The sequence below is a fragment of the Mesorhizobium shonense genome, assembly GCF_040545255.1.
Classification (GTDB): Bacteria; Pseudomonadota; Alphaproteobacteria; order Rhizobiales; family Rhizobiaceae; genus Mesorhizobium; species Mesorhizobium shonense.
On the sequence record NZ_JBEPLM010000030.1, the window covers coordinates 26,865 to 47,550 of the forward strand.

General features: G+C 59.2%; 18 protein-coding genes. 11 read left to right on the forward strand and 7 right to left on the reverse strand.

Features of this window, described 5'->3' with window-relative positions; all coding sequences use genetic code 11:
- Positions 1-174 precede the first annotated feature (174 nt).
- Positions 175-1,212 carry an MBL fold metallo-hydrolase gene (locus tag ABID26_RS35510; protein ID WP_354418129.1) on the forward strand — a complete coding sequence of 346 codons (1,038 nt, stop codon included), beginning with the start codon at positions 175-177 and terminating at the stop codon, positions 1,210-1,212.
- A 39-nt stretch (positions 1,213-1,251) separates the two neighbouring features.
- Here ABID26_RS35510 and groL read toward each other — a convergent pair whose 3' ends face one another.
- From groL to ABID26_RS35525, 3 genes are all read right to left on the reverse strand, one after another.
- Positions 1,252-2,883 carry a chaperonin GroEL gene (gene groL / locus ABID26_RS35515; RefSeq protein ID WP_354418131.1) on the reverse strand — a complete coding sequence of 544 codons (1,632 nt, stop codon included), beginning with the start codon at positions 2,881-2,883 and terminating at the stop codon, positions 1,252-1,254.
- Between the two features lie 57 nt (positions 2,884-2,940).
- Positions 2,941-3,255, reverse strand: coding sequence for a co-chaperone GroES (gene groES / locus ABID26_RS35520; protein ID WP_354418132.1), 315 nt, complete (start codon positions 3,253-3,255; stop codon positions 2,941-2,943).
- A gap of 316 nt (positions 3,256-3,571) precedes the next feature.
- A complete protein-coding gene (locus ABID26_RS35525; RefSeq protein WP_354418134.1) occupies positions 3,572-3,802 on the reverse strand; it encodes a hypothetical protein in 231 nt (76 codons plus the stop codon).
- Positions 3,803-4,861: 1,059 nt separating this feature from the next.
- Here ABID26_RS35525 and ABID26_RS35530 point away from each other — a divergent pair.
- A complete protein-coding gene (locus tag ABID26_RS35530) occupies positions 4,862-5,818 on the forward strand; it encodes an omptin family outer membrane protease (RefSeq protein WP_354418136.1) in 957 nt (318 codons plus the stop codon).
- A 1,082-nt stretch (positions 5,819-6,900) separates the two neighbouring features.
- Entirely contained in the window at positions 6,901-8,055 is a 1,155-nt protein-coding gene (locus ABID26_RS35535; RefSeq protein ID WP_354418137.1) for a porin, read from the forward strand.
- Positions 8,056-8,843: 788 nt separating this feature from the next.
- Here the strand turns inward: ABID26_RS35535 and ABID26_RS35540 are convergent.
- Genes ABID26_RS35540 through ABID26_RS35550 form a run of 3 tightly spaced genes read right to left on the reverse strand, consistent with a single transcriptional unit; the run spans position 8,844 to position 10,373 of the window.
- Positions 8,844-9,452 carry a hypothetical protein gene (locus tag ABID26_RS35540; RefSeq protein ID WP_354418139.1) on the reverse strand — a complete coding sequence of 203 codons (609 nt, stop codon included), beginning with the start codon at positions 9,450-9,452 and terminating at the stop codon, positions 8,844-8,846.
- Between the two features lie 18 nt (positions 9,453-9,470).
- Entirely contained in the window at positions 9,471-10,145 is a 675-nt protein-coding gene (locus tag ABID26_RS35545; RefSeq protein WP_354418141.1) for a hypothetical protein, read from the reverse strand.
- Positions 10,146-10,181: 36 nt separating this feature from the next.
- Entirely contained in the window at positions 10,182-10,373 is a 192-nt protein-coding gene (locus ABID26_RS35550) for a hypothetical protein (protein WP_354418143.1), read from the reverse strand.
- Between the two features lie 695 nt (positions 10,374-11,068).
- Here ABID26_RS35550 and ABID26_RS35555 point away from each other — a divergent pair.
- From ABID26_RS35555 to ABID26_RS35570, 4 genes are all read left to right on the forward strand, one after another.
- Positions 11,069-11,347: a hypothetical protein gene (locus ABID26_RS35555; RefSeq protein ID WP_354418145.1), complete on the forward strand. Its 279-nt coding sequence runs from the start codon at positions 11,069-11,071 to the stop codon at positions 11,345-11,347.
- Between the two features lie 333 nt (positions 11,348-11,680).
- On the forward strand, positions 11,681-11,863 hold the full coding sequence (locus tag ABID26_RS35560; RefSeq protein ID WP_354418147.1) for a hypothetical protein: 183 nt from the start codon (positions 11,681-11,683) through the stop codon (positions 11,861-11,863).
- On the forward strand, positions 11,860-12,084 hold the full coding sequence (locus ABID26_RS35565; RefSeq protein ID WP_354418148.1) for a DUF768 domain-containing protein: 225 nt from the start codon (positions 11,860-11,862) through the stop codon (positions 12,082-12,084). The genes ABID26_RS35560 and ABID26_RS35565 overlap by 4 nt, the downstream gene beginning before the upstream one ends.
- Positions 12,085-12,940: 856 nt before the next feature.
- On the forward strand, positions 12,941-13,297 hold the full coding sequence (locus tag ABID26_RS35570; RefSeq protein ID WP_354418150.1) for a hypothetical protein: 357 nt from the start codon (positions 12,941-12,943) through the stop codon (positions 13,295-13,297).
- Here ABID26_RS35570 and ABID26_RS35575 read toward each other — a convergent pair.
- Entirely contained in the window at positions 13,278-13,454 is a 177-nt protein-coding gene (locus tag ABID26_RS35575; protein WP_354418152.1) for a hypothetical protein, read from the reverse strand. The genes ABID26_RS35570 and ABID26_RS35575 overlap by 20 nt on opposite strands.
- A gap of 845 nt (positions 13,455-14,299) precedes the next feature.
- Here ABID26_RS35575 and ABID26_RS35580 point away from each other — a divergent pair.
- The 4 genes from ABID26_RS35580 to ABID26_RS35595 all read left to right on the forward strand — a co-directional run bounded on the left by ABID26_RS35580 (position 14,300) and on the right by ABID26_RS35595 (position 20,217).
- Positions 14,300-15,637: a serine hydroxymethyltransferase gene (locus ABID26_RS35580; protein ID WP_354418154.1), complete on the forward strand. Its 1,338-nt coding sequence runs from the start codon at positions 14,300-14,302 to the stop codon at positions 15,635-15,637.
- Between the two features lie 55 nt (positions 15,638-15,692).
- Positions 15,693-16,889 (forward strand): methionine adenosyltransferase, encoded by a 1,197-nt coding sequence (gene metK / locus ABID26_RS35585; protein WP_354418155.1) that lies wholly within the window; start codon positions 15,693-15,695, stop codon positions 16,887-16,889.
- A 724-nt stretch (positions 16,890-17,613) separates the two neighbouring features.
- Entirely contained in the window at positions 17,614-18,471 is an 858-nt protein-coding gene (locus tag ABID26_RS35590; RefSeq protein WP_354418157.1) for a sterol desaturase family protein, read from the forward strand.
- A 753-nt stretch (positions 18,472-19,224) separates the two neighbouring features.
- Positions 19,225-20,217 (forward strand): adenosine kinase, encoded by a 993-nt coding sequence (locus tag ABID26_RS35595; RefSeq protein WP_354418158.1) that lies wholly within the window; start codon positions 19,225-19,227, stop codon positions 20,215-20,217.
- Positions 20,218-20,686 lie beyond the last annotated feature (469 nt).

The window sequence follows — 20,686 nt, forward strand, 5'->3', positions numbered from 1 at the left end:
GATGCGCTGTTTGCAGTCCCCGAGGTGGTGTCTTGACCTTCCGTGAGGAGAGTATGACGAACCTCGAGCTCATCCTGCTTCGGCGAGCGCTGATGGTGCGGCGCCTCGGGGTAGCGGTAGAGCCGCATGACAAGCCGCAAAAAAAGAGCGCGACCCGATGATGTGGAGCAATTCATGATCTTCCGTCAGCTGTTCGATTCCATTTCGAGCACCTATTCCTATCTGCTTGCCAGTCGCCGAGGCGGCGAGGCACTGATCATCGATCCGGTTCTGGACAAGGTCGACCGCTATCTCCAGCTCGTGCGTGAGCTCGACCTGAGGCTGGTCAAGGCGGTGGACACGCATCTCCATGCCGACCACATCACCGGCCTTGGCGCGCTGCGCGACAAGACGAAATGCATCACGGTGATGGGCGAGCAGACCAAGGCCGACGTGGTGTCGATGCGGCTTACCGACGGCGACAGGCTGACCCTCGAGGGGCTGGCACTCGACGTCGTCTACACGCCTGGCCACACCGACGATTCCCACAGTTTCGTCCTGCCCGACCGGGTGTTCACCGGTGACACGCTGCTCATCCGCGGCACCGGCCGCACCGACTTCCCGAACGGCGATGCGCGACATCAGTATGAATCGATCTTTGGCCGCCTGCTCAAGCTGCCGGATGCGACGCTGGTCTATCCGGCGCATGACTACAAGGGCGACACCGTCTCGACCATAGGCGAGGAGAAGGCCTTCAACCCGCGCCTGCAGGTGAAGTCAGTGGACGAGTATGTCGAGATCATGAACAATCTTAAGCTCGCCAACCCGAAAATGATGGATGTCGCTGTGCCCGCCAATATGAAGGTCGGGCTTCAGCAGGACGAGATCGCGCGGCGCGGCTGGGGGGCCAATGCCAACGAAGCGTTGGCGCTGGCCGGCAGGCCGGATGTCGCGCTGATCGACCTGCGCGAGCGCTCCGAGCGCGAACGCCAGGGCATCATTCCGGGGGCGCTGCATGTGCCTTACCCGAGGCTGCAAGAAAACATCGCTCCCGGCGGCGTGTTGCACGAGCTCGTCCGTTCGACCGGCAAGCGGCTTGTGCTTTACTGCGCCTTCGGCGAGCGTTCGGCCATGGCGGTGCAGGCCGCCCAGGACGAGGGCCTCACATCAGCCTGCCACATCGAGGGCGGAATCGATGCCTGGAAGAGGGCGAATGGACCATTGATAAGGTAGCTCCGCCCTCTCCCACGACAAGACAGAAAGTGGGGCTCGTCAGAAATCCATCCCGCCGCCGCCCGGCATCGCCGGGGCGGGAATTTCCTTCTTCGGTTTCTCGGCCACCATCGCCTCGGTGGTGACGAGCAGGCCGGCTACGGAAGCGGCGTCCTGCAGCGCCGTGCGCACGACCTTGGCGGGGTCGATCACGCCTTGGCCGAAGAGGTCGCCATACTCGCCGGTCTGGGCGTTCCAGCCAAAGCCGAACTCAGCCTTCTCGCGGACCCTGCCCACGATAATGGAGCCTTCCGCCCCGCTGTTTTCGGCGATCTGGCGAGCGGGCGCCTCGATGGCGCGCCGCACGATCTCGACACCGGTCCTCTGGTCGGGGTTGTCGAGAACGACATGGTCGAGCGCCCTTGCTGCCCTCAGTAGTGCCACGCCGCCACCCGGCAAGACACCTTCCTCGACCGCCGCGCGAGTGGCATGCAGCGCATCGTCGACGCGGTCCTTACGCTCCTTGACCTCGACTTCGGTCGATCCTCCGACACGGATCACCGCGACGCCGCCGGCGAGTTTGGCCAGGCGCTCCTGCAGCTTCTCGCGGTCATAGTCGGAGGTGGTTTCCTCGATCTGGACCCTAATTTGAGCAACGCGGCCGTTGATTTCGTCCTTATGGCCGGCACCGTCGACAATGGTGGTGTTTTCCTTCTCTATCTCCACCTTGCGAGCGCGGCCGAGCATTTCCAGCGTCACATTCTCGAGCTTGATGCCGAGATCCTCGCTGATGGCCGTGCCGCCGGTCAGGATGGCGATGTCCTCCAGCATCGCCTTGCGGCGGTCACCGAAGCCGGGGGCCTTGACGGCGGCCACTTTCAGCCCGCCGCGCAGCTTGTTGACCACCAGCGTGGCCAGCGCTTCGCCCTCGACGTCTTCGGCGATGATCAGCAGGGGCTTGCCAGACTGAACCACGGCCTCGAGCACGGGCAGCAGCGCCTGCAGGTTGGAAAGCTTCTTCTCGTGGATCAGCACATAGGGCTCTTCGAGCTCGACGCGCATCCTGTCCTGGTTGGTGATGAAGTAGGGCGACAGATACCCGCGGTCGAACTGCATGCCTTCGACGATTTCGAGCTCGGTCTCGGCGGTCTTGGCTTCCTCGACAGTGATGACGCCCTCGTTGCCGACCTTTTCCATTGCCTCCGCGAGGAAGCGGCCGATCTCTTCGTCACCATTGGCCGAGATGGTGCCGACCTGTGCGATCTCGTCGTTCTTCGTCACCTTGCGGGCGTTGGCCTTCAGATTGGCGACGATCGTTTCCACCGCCTTGTCGATGCCGCGCTTCAAATCCATCGGGTTCATGCCGGCCGCGACTGCCTTGGCGCCCTCGGTCACGATCGACTGCGCCAGCACTGTGGCGGTGGTGGTGCCGTCGCCGGCGATGTCGCTGGTCTTGGACGCCACCTCGCGCACCATCTGCGCGCCCATGTTTTCGAATTTGTCCTCGAGCTCGATCTCCTTGGCGACGGTGACGCCGTCCTTGGTGATACGCGGGGCGCCGAACGACTTGTCGATGACGACGTTGCGGCCCTTCGGACCGAGCGTCACCTTCACCGCGTTGGCGAGAATGTCGACGCCGCGCAGCATGCGCTCGCGGGCATCAGAATGAAATTTCACTTCCTTGGCAGCCATTGATTCAATCCTGTCAATAGGTAGTTCTTGTTGACTGTTTGTGTCAGGCGGTTTCGGTCACGCGGCTTGCCTGGCCGAGGCCGAAACCTCGATCACACCCAGGATGTCGCTTTCCTTCATGATGAGCAGGTCTTCGCCGTCGAGCTTGATTTCGGTGCCGGACCACTTGCCGAACAGGATGCGGTCGTCGACCTTCACGTCGAGGGGGGTGAGCTTGCCGCTCTCGTCGCGAGCGCCTGGGCCGACGGCGATGACTTCGCCTTCCTGCGGCTTTTCCTTGGCCGTGTCGGGGATGATGATGCCGCCGGCCGTCTTTTCGTCGGCATCGATGCGACGGACGAGTACGCGGTCGTGCAATGGACGGAACTTCATATCGTTCTCCTTTAGGACAAACAGATTGCGAGAGCCTCCCCGGATCCGGACCCTCAGGGCCAGAATGGGGTTCGCGCGACTTTGCGGCATCGCGCGCATGCCGAACTGGTTTTGCTCCTTTCACGTTTCAGGAGGTGGACTATGTCGGGAGAATTTCCGAACGCCATGGCCCCTTGTGATTTCCCAAAGGGACGCTTGTGATTTCGCAATGCGACGCTTGAGCTTTGTCGCGTAAGCGCGGGACTAAGGTTCGGGCCGGCACCATGCTAGGCACTGCGCAAAAGGTATTTGGCGCGTGTTGCGTCTGAAATAGTTTTCAGATGCGCGTCATTTCATGCAGGCTGGAGTGCACTTGCGGCAAGTAATTGGCGAAGACGCATCCGCTTTCCCATTTAACAGAGGGGAGTGCCTTCTGGCGGCTGCACGGATACGTCTTGGTATCCCTGCGAGCATCAATACTTAGCATATCGTTGGTTTCTTTTATGTCCGCTGCGAACGCCAACGTCGATGCCATAAGCAAAGCTGCTGTCGCTATGATACTTGTCATCTGTCTTGCTCCATTGCCAAAGGGGAATGTTCATTTTCGTGCCCTTTGAATAAATCGAATCGACACGAATTATATTTTTTATAAGGCCTTCATATCTTGTAACACGTCTTCACATGTTAACAGGCAGAGAGCAAACGGCATGCCAGATGCAGCGGCGGCTTAAATTTCAATCAGTTACCAATTCTCCGCGCCTTGTGGGTAAAGCGGCGTCGCTATTTTGTCGAATTTCTTGCAGGAATTTGAAGCAAACCAGTCGAAAGTTCTTTCATATATTAGCTGTCGGGACGCCGAAGGGCGGGATGCCTCGTTGCACGTTCGCGACCGGAAGTCACGGTTGGCGACGCGAGTGACAACAGCCATGCTCAAGCATGGTGTCCGAAGCGGACTGATGCGGATCAGGACAAAGCCAACGGGCGATTCCGTCGCGCGCGAATAATCGGAACCAGAACCTGACCCGGCCGACACCTCATCGGCTCGATCCAGACAAACGAGCCAGGCCGCTGGCCGCGCCCAGCGGGCGTTTTCACGGTGGGGACGCCCGGACTTACGCGAGTGGTTTCCGCGCCGTGGCTCCGACCTTGGGAAACCTGGCGGCGTGGCATTCGCGGATCGGTCGAACAGGCGGACTTTGAAGGTCACGAGCTCCTCAGAAATCGAAGAGCTTTCATGCCGCAAACCCTCTCACCGACAATTTGCGACAGGATGCTTTGACATTGTGCGAGGCGCGACAAATGCCGGACATGCGGCAATCGATTGGCATGCGTCTAAAGAGTTTTTTCTTTGGCACGCATGTTGCTTCGAGTGTCGCTAAACGCGTCTCGCGGAGAGTGTTTCAATGTTCGCACTATGCTGTCTGCTGGGATCAGGCCGTACCGTAGACTTCCCGATGCAGAAGAAGCAAGCGACCGCACTGCAAGCAATAGCCGGGCCAAGGGCTGTAAAGGCACTTTGCCACGATGATCCTCTTGCCTGGAGATCAACTCTGCAGTCGGTCCAACCTGGCCAATTTTAGAATGTCCGCGACGGACCCCGAAAATCAACACAAAGGAGAATTTGGTGATGCGGCGATTGGTTTTGACATGTGTCGTGCTTTGCGGTCTGTCGGCGGGTGCGGCCGCTGCCGACAGCCCGGTGTTCGCCGACCCGGCGTTGCGAGCCGACGCAGTGGCCCCGGTCTTTTCATTCGAGGGCGGGCTACGCTACTGGTACAGTAGCGGCGAAGCATCGAAGCAACTTTACAACGCCGACGGCGCGGTGATGGTGTCGCGGCTCACATACGACGATCTCGGTGCCCTATCGGGCGAAGTCTTCCTCAACGCGACCCACAATCCGACTGGCATCTTCGTCAAGGGCTTCCTCAGTGCGGGCGGGATCCCCAAGGGTTCTCTTACCGACGAGGATTTCGTGCACCCCTCTTTGTCCATGAAATCCTATTCGAGCACGTTGTCCGATCAGCACAACGGTCGCATCACGTATTTCACCGCCGACCTCGGATACAATTTCTGGGACACGCCGCGTTACCGCATCGGTGCCTATGTCGGATACAATTTCTGGAACGAAAGCTACCACGCCATCCATTGCGCGCAGCAGGCAGCCAACCCGCGGGTTTGCGTGCCAGCCATTACAACAAATATGGGCGTCATCAGCCAAGATAACGATTGGCATTCGCTGCGACTCGGCCTTGCCGGGCAGACGCAACTCACCGAACGACTCAGCCTTTCGGGTGACGTCGCTGTGCTGTTCACGCAGCTTAACGGCAAGGATCATCACCATCTGCGCCCAGATATCAATCCGATTCCCGAAGACGGGAACGGGAATGGCGTCCAACTCGAGGCAATGTTGAACTACAAGGTCACGGATTTGTTCAACATCGGCGTCGGCGGCCGCTACTGGCGCGCGGCAGCTGGTGGCGCCGCTCATTTCGAGGGGACGCCGGGCGGTGGTAGCCCGGCGATCCAGCATTGGGAGGTTGAACGCTACGGCGTGTTCGGGCAGGCTAGCATCAAGTTCAACTGAGAAAGCACCGCCGGCGCCAAGTTGCCGTTGGACAACTGCAGTCCTGAGACAAGCTGCATGATCGGACTCGGCCAACTACCACAACATGGCTGAGTCTCGCGAGCGCGTACGGCAGCTGTGAGGCTCGCGTGCAACGCACATGCCTTTAAACCCCAGTCACCGTAGCCGCACGAAGGATTATATCACGGGCGTCCAAGCAGCACGCGATGCTCTGCGAAGTCAAAAGTGGTCGACACTTGGCGGCGCTCGGTCTCGGGCTTTCGCAGTCGGTGTCGCAGTCGAGCTAGTTGCCCTCGCACTTATGCCTCGCTAAGGGGCAGCCGGTCGAGCAAAGCATCGCATGCGGCAGCAACCGCGCGAACCGCGAAGCGATGCCGCCGCCGTACGCGAACAAGACCGTTTTCTATGTCCACTATCCCGTCCTTGGCCAAAAAATCGCCAAGCGTTCAGTTGGATCGAAAAAACGGAAACGACGCTTACGGCCTCGGCCATGCTGCAAGGATCACATGCCCAGTTTCGCTCATGACCGTTGTGTCAGCGTCGTGAGGCACCGCCTGACGTACCGAGGGGTGATGTCTCAACATCAAGGCTCACAACAAACAAAAGCTGTCGCCTTTGAACGAAATCTGTCGCATGTCGAACACGCGAACCACCCAAAACCCTGGCGTTTTCGTGCGCGGCTTGATCTCAAGGCAAAATGAGGAGGGAGCGCGAACCAAGGTCCGCCGGCAAACTTGAGTGTCAAGCCACAGCTGCGTCACCAGGATGGCACGTCACTTGCGTATGCAACTGTGGAAGTCGTTGTGAGGATCCCCCACAACTGGCGGACATAACTTTGGCGGTTGGCTCAAAAAGGGTGAATTCACAGTGCTGTATTGCAGCAATTCACATGTTTATAATTGCCCTATTTTTCAGACAATACGATTTAGTTTCCTCACATTTCTGTTGAACCGTTGTCATGACTGGTTCGTCGCGCTGCGAATGACGCAGCGCATTGCGCCTCACTTTTAGATCGCGGGGATAAGCGAGGGGTCCGCTCTTCGACGTCTTTCCTCTTTTATATGTTTGAACGGAGATCAAGAATGAACTTCACGAGTCTTCTTCTCGGCTCAGCTGCGATCCTCATTGCCGTTTCCGATGCCCGCGCCGTCGACGCCGAGCCAGACGCGGGCGAATACGTCAAGATCTGCGACGTCTATGGCGCAGGCTTCTTCTATATCCCAGGCACCGAAACCTGCCTGCGCATCGGCGGCTATGTCCGCTATGACATCGCCTTGGGTGACGTCGGCTCGTTGGATGGGGCAAAGGCAACCGACCACGAGGGCGGCAGCACCAATGCAACCTGGAAGAAGAATGCCCGCTTCACGGTGAAGACCTGGACTAATCGGGAAACCGAGTTCGGCACGTTGAAGACCTATACCGAAACCCGCATGAACTTTGGTAACCGCAACGATTATTCGGATCCGGGCAGTCCTCAAAACTATGCCTCTGATAGAGATCTCGGCCTGACTTTTGCCTGGGTTCAGCTTGGCGACCTTCGAATCGGTAAGGACTGGTCGGCCTTCGACATGTTTATTGGCTATCCCGGCAACGTGCTCAATCAGATGCTCGTTCCCTACGGTGATTTCGAAACCAACGTCATCCAGTATTACTTTGACGCCGGCGACGGCTTTTCGGCGGTGGTCTCGCTTGAAGAAGGCGAAGGCGTGATCGGCACCATCGATAGCTACGTACCGCACGTGGTCGGCGGCCTGAAATACACACAACAGTGGGGCGCGATCACCGGTGTTGCTGCTTATGATAGCAACTACGGGTCGGTGGCCGGCAAAGTCCGCGTCGACGTCAATGTCGCCAACGAGCTGTCGCTATTCGGAATGTTCGGCTACGGCTCCAATGGCAAGCTCAAAGATGATTCCACTAACGCAATCGACGCTCACGGCCGCGGCTTCTACAAAACTTGGGGCGGCAAATGGGCTTTCTGGACTGGCGCCACTTACAAGTTCAACGAGACAACTTCGTTCAACCTTCAGGTCTCGGGTGATCAGCTCAAGAACTATGGTGTCGCTATGAATGTCGCCTATACGCTCATTCCAGATTTCACGGTAACGGTCGAAGTCGACTATGACCACTGCGGCTACTTCGGCGTCGGCATGGTGAGCCCTTCCAAGGTGAACTGGACCAATGCCGACAAAAACAACAGCGTCGGCGGCATCGTGCGTTTCCAACGCTCGTTCTGACGGACGAAGAGTTGCATCCAGGTAACGCCGGCCTGTGGCCTGAAGGACGTCGAGCAGTTCCGGCATGCTGGCCGCCGCCTGCCCGCCAGGGATCTCGCGCAGCACGGCGTAGAGCACTTCCTGCCGCGCTTTGTTGCCAGCCACGTCCTTGTGGAACTTGGCGCCGGCGAAGTCCCGAACACCTTCCTGGGTTTCGGTGTTGGCCTCGGCGTAGCGATCGGCTAGGTTTTGACGCACGAGCGCGGCCGTGGTTGCCGGATCTTCGGCCGCCAGCCGTCGCGTTGCGTCCGCTGTTTCGGGGGCTGAGCCCGTCAATGGATTCTGAGGCAACAGAGCATTGCCTGCTCCTGCCGTATCACGTGCCGCCGCTATGCGCCCGACCGGACCTTCTTCGAGCGGCTTGAGAACGGTGCGCCGCAACGCCTCCTGCTCGGCCAGAGCCTGGGCATACCCCGGCGACTGGTTTGTGGCGAGGTTGCGCGCCTCCGCTGCGCTTGCCGTGCTGCGGCTGGCGAGCTCGGGACCGTAAAGCGGATTGGCGGCGTTCCGCAGGGCCTCGCCGCGGGCAGCAAGGTCTTTCGTCACAGCGTCGATCACGCCGATGGAATTGTCCGGCAGATGCGCATATTCAGGTGCCAGTTCCGCATTTCCGCGCAGGCGCGCCAAGCCGGCGGCGAAACGTGGATTAGCGGCGATCGGGGCGAAGTCCGCCTGCGGAATGATCTGTGGCTGCGCGGCGTCGTAGAGCGGGCGCGTCTGCGCGTTGATGCCCTGCCGCGTCTGGTCGATCACATTGGTCGCGGCCTCCGCAGCTTGCGGTCCCAACGAATACGGCTGCGCGCTCTGCGGGGCGATCTGGTCGAAGACGTTTGTGACGGCCTGGTCGCCGGCCGAGCGGCGAAAAACGGTGCCGTCCGTGCGCGCCCGTCCACACTGCCTGCGACGACGCGCAGTAGGTTCGGCAAGGCGCTGGCGCCGTTGGTCGCCCGGGCGATGGCTTCCGGCCCGGTGAGCCGTACACCTGTCGTGTTGTTCTGCAGGCCAAGCGCGCGCCGCCAATCGGCGTCGGTCATCTCGCTTGTGGCGCGCCGCACGACGCTCTCGGGCGCGTTGTAGGCGCGGCCCGCCGCCGTTCCGACGTTGCCGAGCAATGCGCCCAAGAGCCGCGATGGCCCCTCGTAGGGCGTGCCTTCGGTGGCCTGGCCGGCCGCTTCCGAAGCGACGGCCGGCATGACGACGTTGCCAAGCATGTCCTCCGCGACATGGCGAACAAGCTCGCGACCAGTCGTCGCCGCACGCGCGGCCTTGCTTGGCAGACCGCCGGGCGCCAGAAACTCACCTACTGCGCCGGCGTGTTTCCCGGGGGTCGTCTCCGGCTTGTGCAGCACCGCATCCATGATCTCGCGGGTTCGACCCTAGGTGGCGTAGACGCCGCTGCGGACGTCCACGTTCTCCGAACCGGAAAGCTTGCGCAGCGCGTAATTGACGGCGCCGGTGATCGGACTGATCAGGAAGTCCTTGAATTGGTCATGCTCGGGGCCGGGCATCGCCGATTCCGTGCCGAGCATCGACCGCACCGGCCCTTCCGCCTTGTCATAGAGCCAGCCGCCCAAGCTCTCGCCGGCCCGATTGAGCGTAATCGGCGTCATCGCCGTCTCAACAACGCCGCGCGGCACGCCAGAGGCGAAGGAAAGCCCCACATCGGTGGATGTCGAATGCCGTGGCTCCGTTGCGGCCGGGGCCTGCCCAACTAGCTTGAAGCCTGCCGGAACGGCCAGCTGGTCGAACTGGTCGAAGACATTCGGCGCGGGCGCAGTCGGGCCGCCGAACTTCTCTTGCATGGCTTTCGTCATCGCCGCTTCAGGCGTCCCCGCAGGAAATTCGACAATGCTTCCGTCGGGCGCTTTCACCTGCGTGGCGTTTCGTGACGAGGCCGGCGCGCCGTACTTCGTCCAGGGCCCTAGGCGATCTCCTTTCGCCTCGGCGCCGGACGGCCGCGCATCGGGAAATGCGGCCCACGGGTCTGCGGCCAGTTGCGCCTGCGCGGCGTAATGCTGATCCTGCGCCTTGTGGAGCGCTTCGGCGTACATGTCCGCGTGCGCGCGGTTGTCGAACTTGCCGAGGTTCTACCCGGTGCGGCCGTACAGTTCCATCGCGGCCTGATCGCTCAGGATCTTGCCGTCGGGCGAGACGGTCGGCACGAGCACTTCCTGGCCGCCGTCGTTCTCAAACGACATCGACCGCACAGTGCTGTAGGAGCCGTCGGGGTTCTTGACGATCGGGCGCGCATTCAGATCGATGTTGCCCTGCTCCAGCATGCCAGGGAACGGGCCGATTGGGCTGGCCGGCGGCGCCTTCTCGCCGGCGCGTCAGGGAATGCGGCCCACGGGTCGTTTCCCGCCGCCGCGGCTGGAGTATCGAACTGATCGAAAACATTTGACTTCTGGACGGGCATGCCAGGGAAGCGCGGCTGGCTTGGCGGCTGGGAGATCACGCGGAAGCCCGGCGGGACAGCGGGCGACTGGCGATATTTTTCCCATGGACCCGGCATCGGAACACTCCGTCAGTTCGAACCGTCGGCACGATTGGGCAAGGCCCATCAGGTGCGATTTTGTGGTGAGGTTCGGTTTCGGATGCGGGGAATCCCGCGGCGGTGCGGCTGCCCGAGTTCGCCGGCACTGCCGCCGTGACGCTATCCCAACGAATGCGCGAGCGACTATGGCAGCGCGTCAACCAGCCAAGGCTGCGAAACCGCATCGGCCGGTGCCGACGGCCGTCGCCGGCGCAGATGTCGAATGGGTGAGGCCCGGCATCACTGGGCAAGTGAAATTCCTGCGCGGCGAGCATGAGTTAAGGCATGCCTCGCTCCAGAATTTCCGGGGGAAATAAGGCATCGCGTCATGGATCGGCCGCTCGCGCGGCAAGCGACCACCGTTTTACCGGCGTCTGGAACCCCTCTCAGTAGGTGCACGTTTTCGTTCTAGGATTATGTGGTAACCGAGGAGGTATTTCGATGAATATCAAGATGTTGAGTATGGGCGCACTCGCACTCGCAATGATGGGTGGTACCGTGATGGCCGGGTCCACGTCTGCGCTCGATGATCCGGCCAAGATGTCGCCGTTCTTCACCGATGCCGGCATGAAAACTCTGAAGTCGGAAAAGGATTTCATGACCGCATGGAAGGCCATGAAACCTGATGAACAAAAGGCAGTGTTGAAAGACTGCGGCGATACCACGCTTAACAAGTCGCATGCAGATTTCTGCGCGATGGCTAAGAAGATGGGCGGCTAACTCGTTCTCCCGGCCGTCTATATGAGAGGAAGGCGGACCATGTGTCCGCCTTCTTGCAAAGGATACCGGAAGCGCCATATGTGCACTTTCCACTGTCTTCGCGCATCATCTCCGCTAGCCGGCCTTCAACATAGCAAACTAGACGATGTCGTGAAATCCTGGCTCCATCGCCTCTAGCCGCAGGATCCGCTCAGGGGGTCTCATTCCTTTGCTGGCACGATCGCCGGCGGTCCGGGTCCGTGGATGATCCCCTGGCTCAGCCGACGCCGAATTTTTTGCCTAACCTGAACAGTCCGTCCTCTAGATCGTTCTAACGATTAGGAGGTCATTTTCATGAGTGACGATGACAACAGGTCAGGTTCGCAAAGTGGGGCGATGAAGGTTCTGGCCGATCGCCTGGTCAGAGAGGCAGACGTTACCGAAGAGCAAGCTCGCGAGCTGATCACGTTGATGGGGACCGATTGGAATTCCCTGCTTCGAGAGGCTCATTTCCTGAAGGCGCGGCACCGCCTATGAGCGAAAGCGGGGCAGAGTTCTTTGGAAAATGGATCACCGACAACGTGATGAGCGGCAACGTAGGCGCCGACATCATTTCTGTGGCGGAGCTGACTGCCAAGCTGTTCGCCGATGCGAAGGCCGCAGGCATTTCCGAGGACGAGATCGAAGAGGAAATCGGCAGTGCCTATGAGGCGATCCAGACTGCGATTAATGGCCCGCCAGATTTCGGACCCGATTGACCGGCGCGCGGAGGTTCACCCATTCTAAATTGCCATCCGTCCACAACGAAGGACACCTTGGCTCGCGCCGCGGAATTCGCTCTTCTACCTGTAGCTGGTCAAACTCGGATCGAGGTTCTGCTACAGTCCCGAATGGCCGTCCGAATCGTAGTTGTCCTGGCGCTTCTTTCCGCCTTCGCCTTAGGATTCGCAAAACTCGTGGAACGCTATGCCGGCGTTGGCGATCGGTCCCGTCCATGTGAGCAATTGTCTGATTGCCCCGGCCCGAACACGCCGCCTCCGGAGCCCGAACCTAGGACGGGCTGACTGAGCAGCATATATCGCGTCACATTTTGAAGGGAACCTGCCTGGCGAGTTTGCCGTGGAGGAGGGCAACCGAGCTATAAGTGATTTCCGGCGCGCATCATCGCCCGCGCCATTGCCAACTCGGTTTCAACGCTGGCGTTTTCTTCTGCGTCATGTTGTCGGCGGCGATCAGACGCCGTAACGCCCGCCGCGCTGCCAGCCGGCATCGAGCATGCAGTCGAGGATCGCTTGAAAGCCCGGCTCTGTATGATGCCGCCTGCCGCTTTCTCGTCGGCCTCAACGCCGCTGACCAGGATACGGTCAGACGGAACTTCATGTCGTTCCCCTCCGCACCGCGCGCCAACAGCGGCCCGCTCGGAACTGGCACCCGACGTCAGCATTGCGCGCCCATGCCGACTTAGTTTTGCTCATTTCCCGTATCAAGAGGTTCACTCATTGATCAATCCCGATGACGCCACCAGCCCGAAGTCGGCAAGCTCCAGTCTTCGAAGGATCTTAGGGATCAGTTCACATCTGTGCGATGACTGCGCAGACCTGCAGAGAGAGGAAATTGGACGAGCATAGCCCGAAGGAAGAACCGATCGAGACCGTCTTCCGCAACGGCACGATCACCGTCGTCGGCATATTGCTGGCGTTTTCGCTGGGTTTCGTCACACATTGGGCGGCGAACCCAGTGCCGTGGCGATTTTATGACCTGTTCGCAGTGGTCCCAATCCTGGTCGGCATAGTCTCGCAGATGCGGGCGCTATCGCTGTTGCTCGACATGAGTTCGCTGCGACGCCACGTCTACGAACGCGCCAAGCGCATTTTCATGGCCGGCCTCATCCTGACCGCCTGCGGCGTCGGGTTGGCAATTCTGCTTGACGTCTTCGAAGTGGCGTCGACGGTCACGCTGCCTGGAGCGTAACCAAGGCACCACCATCAAGCGCTTTCACGCCCTGTGAGTTCATCTCAGCGCTGTTGCGACTGCTGGCCTTGATCTTGTCGAGCATGTCTTCAAAGTCCAAAAGCCGCAGGCCGCGTACCACGATCGGTGCGCTTCGACGCAAGGATGTTTTTGGCATTCTTCCATCCTACCATGTTGCCCCATTGGCTTGAAACTATCCGGCTCGGCCCATCGTGACCGGCATCTCGGCGAGCAGACATTGCAACAGTTTCTTCAAAGAAATTCATAGACTCTTAGCAACCAGAAATCGCTGAGAATGGTAGGCTTATCTCAACGTATCAGGTCAGCCAGAGGACTCAAACCGCGGTCCTTCCTATTCTGCGACCGTCGAACCGCACGAAATCTAGGACCAAAGGCAATAGCAAGAAAAGCTCTTGTCATGGTTGCTATCACGCCGGTTCGAAACAATTACATGTGTGGAAATAAGTACGTATCTACGCGACCGCCGGGAGTGTCCGGTCGGTGATATAAGCAACAAGATAATTTTGCTTCGAAAGTTGCAACATCTACGGAGAACGCCAAATGACAAATTCAGTGCAACGAGTGTCCATTCTTTCCATGCGGTTTGATACAGAACAATGATGACACTGGTCAGTCGCCTACGGGCGGCAGCGCATCTTGATCGCCTTCGAATCCTGGGCCTTTGCGCGCATGCGGACCTAACAATCTGCGAGTTGGCAGACATTTTGGATCTGCGTCGCGATCGCGTTGTGCGACACGTCCGGCTACTCGCCAGAGCCGACTTTCTTTGCTGCAACGAACAGCGCCCGTGGCGCTCCTATCATCTCAAACCAGGAGACAAGGACGGCGGTCTGGTCCAGTTGCTAGTCGATCTACTGCCTCACTGCGATGGCCATCATGAAAGAGACCTACAACGACTCGAAGCGATACGAGACGATCAGCCGAAGGGGACAGCCTGCTTGATCGTGAAATAGAACGATCCAATTGGAGCGCGAGCCCACGATGGACAACTCTACCGAGCGCGCCATCGCGCAGCCCGATACTTACGGACGCACTTCCTTAGCCGCGGTTGATAGCTGCGTTCACGAACTGCTTCTGAGACAAGAGCGACAGGAGCGCACGACGCTCAAACTAATCGCTTCTGAAAACTTTGCCTCCCCGGCAGTGCTCGAAGCCACCGGGTCGATTTTCACAAACAAGTACGCCGAGGGGTACCCCGGTGCGCGCTACTATGCGGGAAACGAGATCGTCGATGAGCTTGAGAACCTCGCCATCGAGCGCTTGAAGAAACTATTTGGAAGCGAACACGCCAACGTCCAGCCCTATTCCGGCTCGCCGGCCAATCAGGCTGTCTATCGCGCGCTGTTGAAGCCCTGCGACAAAGTCATGGGCTTGCCCATTCCGGAAGGGGGTCATCTGACCCATGGGTGGGCTATCAACTTTTCCGGAACCGACTACCGACGAGTCCCCTATGGGCTACACGAAAAGACCCAGCAAATTGACTATGACCTCTTGCGCGAGACAGCTAAGCGGGAACGGCCGCGGCTCATTTGGATCGGCGGAACTGCTTATCCGCGTGTCTTTGACTACGCGGCAATGGCAGAAATTGCTCTGGAGGCGAACGCCTATCTCGTGGCCGACATTGCGCACATCAGCGGCCTGATTGCGGCAGAAGCGCATCCGAATCCCGTATGCCATTGCGACGTCGTCAGCAGCACCTCTCATAAGTCGATCCGCGGCCCCCGCGGTGGCTTCATTTTGTCGAGGAATGAGGACCGTTACCAGGCGCTCTATCATCCGAAAAGCAAATACAATCTCGCCAGGCGGATTGATCGCGCGGTCTTCCCTCACCTGCAGGGCGGGCCACATATGAATGTTATCGCTGCGCTAGCAGTCGCCTTACAGGAAGCGGCGACCCCGGCATTCCGTATCTACGGGCAACAGACCGTCAAGAATGCCAAGGCTCTGGCCCAGGCGCTGCTTGAGCGAGGTTATGACCTGGTTACAGGGGGGACCGACAATCACATGCTCATCCTTGACCTGCGCGATCGACCACTGTCGGGCAAGGCCTACGCCGAGCGATTATCAAAGGCGGGCATCATTACGAACTTTAATATGGTGCCGGGGGATCCGCGCGATCCGGCGGTTACGAGCGGAATTCGCTTGGGGTCGCCAGCAGTGACGTCAATGGGCATGCGCGAGGGGGAAATGGTGCAAATCGCCACCTTTATTGACCTGGTCTGTCGCCAACCCAACAATCCGGATGTTCATGCCAGCGTGCGAAAAGACGTTGCCGACTTGTGCGCTGCGTTCGAGGTCCCGGGCATCACCCGCAGGTAAAGCGGGCTAAGCAAAATGCCCCATCCAAACTCCAACACCCGAAGCGAGGCATTTCATGGCTAGGCAGTTCGTTTTCTCTTCCGAATCGGTTGGCGCGGGACACCCGGATAAGCTCGCCGACAACATCTCGGACGCAATCCTCGACGCAGTCTTGCGCTTCGATCCGAAGGCGCGCGTCGCTTGTGAAGCCCTGGTGAAGACATGTGAAGCCTTGGTGAAGACAGGAACCGTGGTTCTGGCTGGCGAGATTACCAGCGATGTGACGGTCGACTACGGCCAAGTGGCCCGCGATACGATTGTTGATATTGGATACGACGATGAGGCGGTTGGCTTTGACGGCCGGCGTTGCTCCGTCATTCATGCCCTCACCGAGCAGTCACCCGACATTAGCCAAGGTGTTGACGAAGGCCGGGGACAAGATCTCGAACAGGGAGCAGGAGATCAAGGCCTCATGTTCGGCTATGCATGCCGCGAGACCGATACTCTGATGCCTTTGCCGATCCAGTTCGCCCACCGTTTGACGAAAAGACAGGCGGATGTTCGCAAGGCAGGTCATCTTAGCTGGTTGCGCCCTGACGTAAAATCCCAAGTCTCCGTGCGCTATGAGGGCTTGCGCCCCGTCGCCCTGGATACCATCGTCGTGTCGACGCAACACAATGAGCAGGTTTCGCAAGAGACGGTTCGCGAGGGGGTCATTGAGGAAATAATAAAGCCGGTCCTGCCGACCGACCTGGAAACGAAAGACACCAGAATTCTGGTCAACCCAACAGGGCGGTTCGTGGTCGGAGGGCCGCGCGGCGACTGTGGCCTCACTGGACGCAAGATCATCGTCGATTCCTATGGCGGAATGGGGCGTCACGGCGGTGGCGCCTTTTCTGGCAAGGACCCGTCCAAGGTTGACCGCTCGGCTGCCTATGCCGCCCGATATGTTGCGAAGAATGTGGTGGCCAGCGGACTTGCGGATGTCTGTGAGGTGCAGCTTGCTTACGCGATCGGTGTGGCCAGTCCGGTTTCCGTCATGGTCAATACTTTCGGGACAGCAAGGGTCGAGGAAAGAAGGATCGAGCAGCTCATTCCTGAGTTGTTCGATCTTAAACCGAAGGGCATTATCAAGATGCTTGATCTGTTACACCCGATTTACCGCAAGACTGCGACCTATGGTCATTTCGGTCGCGAAGAGCCCGAGTTCACCTGGGAGAGGACTGACAGAGCCGACGATTTGCGGCGCGAGGCCGGGCTCGCCGCACCTTAAAACCCGGCGCCAAAAGAACGCGCAACACCCTTCTATGACCAGACGTCGGCCGGTCGGCATGGAAGAAAGCCGGGGTCCGTTGGCGAACCAAGAAAGCCATTGATGGTGAAATGTGACTTGCTTTAAATCGGCGATGCCATTGTCGAAATTATCGCGCACGGCGCGAGCAATGCATTAGCAAGTCGTGATGACCCTCGTCGACACCCTGCGCGCCGAGCTGCTGATTTGTGAGCGTCACGATGCAGCCCGCATGTGACCTGGCTCTGTCACCCAACTACCCAGGCGTGTGCAGGGCTCGTGACGCTTACGCTGATTTTTTCGACGCTCTTTTGCCGTGGCAAGTTGCCGCCGCAACACTGGCGCATAGTCAGTCGCCGCGGGCAGCCAACTTGCCTAAGGGTCTTTTCCGACCATTTAGGAAACGGATACGTCTCATCCAAACAATCGATTTTACCAATCCAAGAGAACCCCGCATAGTCCGCTCCCGCGATGCCCCGCGTACCAACAGAATAATCACCGTTGAATGTGCATGAAAAGCAAATTGCATGACTGCTATGTGCAATTGGTACTTTCTGCGCGGATATAGATTCGGGTGCCGACCTCGAATTTATCGAGGCCGCGCCGGAGATCGATTAACCATTGGATTCGCCTGATGACGAAAATGACTGCCTCGATGTTCCGACCTGAAGCTGGCGCAGCTTGAACGATTCGCCGGAGCAAACAAATGCAAATTCTCGATTTTAATCATATATCGCAGATCTTCGTGAACTCGCTCGAGCTGGTGGTGGTCTTCGCCACCATCTGCGCCGCGCTGGAGTTCACCTTTCCGGCCTATCGATACAGTCTTGCCTCATACGCTCGCGGCGTGCGGAATTGGCTTATTCGGCTCGGATTGGGTGCGTTTGTTTGGCACTTCTTCGCTGTTGGTCTGGCCTGGCTAGGAGTAAAGCCGCTGGTAACGATCAATTTCGCAACGTTGCTCCACTCTGAAAACGCAATCGTCAGCAGTGGATTGGCGGTCCTTTCCGGGGTTTTAGTCGCGATTGCTGGCGATTTCTTTTACTATTGGATGCACCGCGCTCAGCACGCTGTTCCATTCCTCTGGCGGCTTCACGCCACGCACCACTCGATCCGCGAATTGACGGCATGGAATTGCAACCATCACATCTCCGAACCACTCGTTTACGCAGCGCTGGTAGCACTGCCACTCGCTCTGATCCATTTTGAATCTGGCGTGGTGCCCATCGTTGCCATGACGCTGATTACGTTCCAGGCCCATCTTTCCCATTCTAGCACCCGCATCAATCTTGGGCCGTTTCGATACATCATTGGCGACAACAAATTCCACCGCATCCATCACTCGATGGAACCTCATCACCGGCACCGAAACTATGGGTTTTTCACAACCCTCTGGGATACGATTTTTCTAACGGCATACTGGCCGAAAAAGAATGAGTGGCCGGAGGTTGGCATGCGAAACCAGCCCGAACCGCTGACCGTGCGGGACTACATTATGTTCCCATTCGATCGACATCGCTGGCGTAAACCCAAAGTCGGAAATGCTGTGGAGGCCAGGGATTAGACGAGTGGAGGCTTACGCCTCGTATCCTGACTGTCGAGGCCAGAAAGCCATCGATGAATGCGTATCTGGAACATCCCACAGACGCCTGACCCTCCACAAGGACTGTTGCGCCTGAGCGGCAGCAGAGTAGGGAATTTCCTATCGCGCTGCCGCGTTGGCGAGATTGACCGGAGATGGTCGCGCCAGTCGCCTGACTTTGCCGGCGCTGCACCGTCAAGCCAGCAATCCCTCTCGGGCCTCCGCGCGCTCTGTCTAACGAGGCAAAGTGGGCACCTGTTATCTGCTTCACGAGACGGTTAATCAACTGAGACCAGCCAGACGGCGGAGTGCAAACCGGTCAAATAATAGACGTTTTGCACCGCCCCGTCGCGCGGCACCATCAGCCCGCTACCACCTCGGATCGTCTCCGGCATAGCGTTGCGTTTCGGTTGAGCATGTAACAGATCCTTCCAGAAAATTCACAGAGGCTTTGCAACACCAAATCGCTAAAAATGGTAGGAATCCCAAAGGCGGTTTGAGGTCAGCGAGGTCAATCCGGGTGCATTTATTTCCGGTGACAAAGCCGCGACCTATGAGCACTTCGGGCGCGAAGAGCCTGAGTCTAGTCGGGAGAGGCTGGCACTTACGGCGGATGCAAGGCTCGCGGCGCCGCGAGACTCGTGCCGAATAGATTGGCATGCGAAAAGTCCATCCCAACTGATCGCGCCCGGCCGGCATAGCAGATAGCCGGGTGGGTTCTTGGCGGAGACTTTGATGCCGGAATATGACGTGCTTTGCATCGGCAATGCCATTGTCGACATCATCGCCCAGTGCGACGAGGCTTTCCTAGAGACCAACGGCATCATCAAGGGCGCGATGAACCTTATCGACACCAGGCGCGCAGAGCTGCTCTACAGCCGCATGGGACCGGCGATCGAGGCTTCGGGCGGCAGCGCCGGCAACACGGCGGCGGGTGTCGCGAGCTTCGGCGGGCGCGCCGCCTTCTTCGGCAAGGTATCGAACGACGCGCTCGGCGAAATCTACACCCATGACATCCACGCCCAGGGCGTGGCCTTCGACACCAAGCCGCTCAATGGCGAGCCGCCGACGGCGCGCTCGATGATCTTCGTCACGCCGGACGGCGAGCGCTCGATGAACACCTATCTCGGCGCCTGCATCGAGCTTGGGCCGGAAGACGTCGAGGCCGACAAGGCCGCGGGGGCCAGGGTCACCTATTTCGAGGGATATCTCTGGGATCCGCCACGCGCCAAGGAAGCGATCCGGCAGACCGCGAGGCTGGCGCATGCGGCGGGGCGCGAAGTGTCGATGACGCTGTCGGATTCCTTCTGCGTCGACCGCTACCGCGACGAGTTCCTCGAGCTGATGCGCTCCGGCACGGTCGATATCGTCTTCGCCAACAGCCACGAGATCAAGTCGCTCTATCAGACCTCCTCGTTCGACGACGCGCTGGCGGCGATCCGCAAGGACTGCAAGATCGCCGCTGTCACCCGTTCTGAGAAAGGTTCGGTCATCGTGCGCGGCGACGACACGGTTACCATCCAGGCGACGAAGATCAAGGAACTGGTTGATACGACCGGCGCCGGCGACCTCTACGCCGCCGGCTTCCTCTACGGCTATACGACCGGACGCAGCCTCAAGGATTGCGGCGACCTCGGCTCGCTGGCGGCCGGGCTGGTGATCCAGCAGATCGGCCCGCGACCAAGGCAGAACCTGCGCCGCGAGGCCGAGCAAGCGGGACTGCTGTAGGGGCGTGCCAAGGACTAGCTTCCTTCCTCCTAGTGAAAGCTGTTTAGGGAAGCGCGGGCAAATCGAAATGTCGTATGTGCATCCGCACACGTTCTTGCCAGTCAATTCCAAGCACGAAAATCGACATCGGTCCGTTCCTCTCTCGTTCCAAAACAGAGCGATCCTAACCGATCGCCTCAGAGAGGGGCGGGCCATCCCATAATCACGGTCCACCTGCGACACAAAATCACGAAAGAGTCAGCGCCTGAGACCGTTGGTATCAGTCCAGGGGTGCAGTCCAAAAATGGTAGGAGATGGTGAAACGGGACGTGCCCCGCGAGGTGGTGCAGCTCGGCGGTGAAGAAGCCGCTCGCGAGCGCGCCGTCAACAGCGCCGTAGATGCTATGGGTCGAGCGGCGAGGGTGTGGCATCCTTTGGCGCTGTTGAACCAACCAAAAGGAGCGCCACCATGTCGCAATCATTTGACGCG

Excerpts from the sequence above, each read along its gene's own strand:
- groES (WP_354418132.1), bottom strand. The coding sequence starts at position 3,255 with ATGAAGTTCCGTCCATTGCACGACCGCGTACTCGTCCGTCGCATCGAT.
- ABID26_RS35560 (WP_354418147.1), top strand. The coding sequence starts at position 11,681 with ATGAGTGACGATGACAACAGGTCAGGTTCGCAAAGTGGGGCGATGAAG.
- ABID26_RS35510 (WP_354418129.1), top strand. The coding sequence starts at position 175 with ATGATCTTCCGTCAGCTGTTCGATTCCATTTCGAGCACCTATTCCTAT.
- ABID26_RS35530 (WP_354418136.1), top strand. The coding sequence starts at position 4,862 with ATGCGGCGATTGGTTTTGACATGTGTCGTGCTTTGCGGTCTGTCGGCG.
- ABID26_RS35590 (WP_354418157.1), top strand. The coding sequence starts at position 17,614 with ATGCAAATTCTCGATTTTAATCATATATCGCAGATCTTCGTGAACTCG.
- groL (WP_354418131.1), bottom strand. The coding sequence starts at position 2,883 with ATGGCTGCCAAGGAAGTGAAATTTCATTCTGATGCCCGCGAGCGCATG.
- ABID26_RS35595 (WP_354418158.1), top strand. The coding sequence starts at position 19,225 with ATGCCGGAATATGACGTGCTTTGCATCGGCAATGCCATTGTCGACATC.
- ABID26_RS35535 (WP_354418137.1), top strand. The coding sequence starts at position 6,901 with ATGAACTTCACGAGTCTTCTTCTCGGCTCAGCTGCGATCCTCATTGCC.
- ABID26_RS35575 (WP_354418152.1), bottom strand. The coding sequence starts at position 13,454 with ATGCCAAAAACATCCTTGCGTCGAAGCGCACCGATCGTGGTACGCGGC.
- ABID26_RS35525 (WP_354418134.1), bottom strand. The coding sequence starts at position 3,802 with ATGACAAGTATCATAGCGACAGCAGCTTTGCTTATGGCATCGACGTTG.
- ABID26_RS35540 (WP_354418139.1), bottom strand. The coding sequence starts at position 9,452 with ATGGATGCGGTGCTGCACAAGCCGGAGACGACCCCCGGGAAACACGCC.
- ABID26_RS35565 (WP_354418148.1), top strand. The coding sequence starts at position 11,860 with ATGAGCGAAAGCGGGGCAGAGTTCTTTGGAAAATGGATCACCGACAAC.
- metK (WP_354418155.1), top strand. The coding sequence starts at position 15,693 with ATGGCTAGGCAGTTCGTTTTCTCTTCCGAATCGGTTGGCGCGGGACAC.
- ABID26_RS35545 (WP_354418141.1), bottom strand. The coding sequence starts at position 10,145 with ATGTACGCCGAAGCGCTCCACAAGGCGCAGGATCAGCATTACGCCGCG.
- ABID26_RS35555 (WP_354418145.1), top strand. The coding sequence starts at position 11,069 with ATGAATATCAAGATGTTGAGTATGGGCGCACTCGCACTCGCAATGATG.
- ABID26_RS35550 (WP_354418143.1), bottom strand. The coding sequence starts at position 10,373 with ATGCTGGAGCAGGGCAACATCGATCTGAATGCGCGCCCGATCGTCAAG.
- ABID26_RS35580 (WP_354418154.1), top strand. The coding sequence starts at position 14,300 with ATGGACAACTCTACCGAGCGCGCCATCGCGCAGCCCGATACTTACGGA.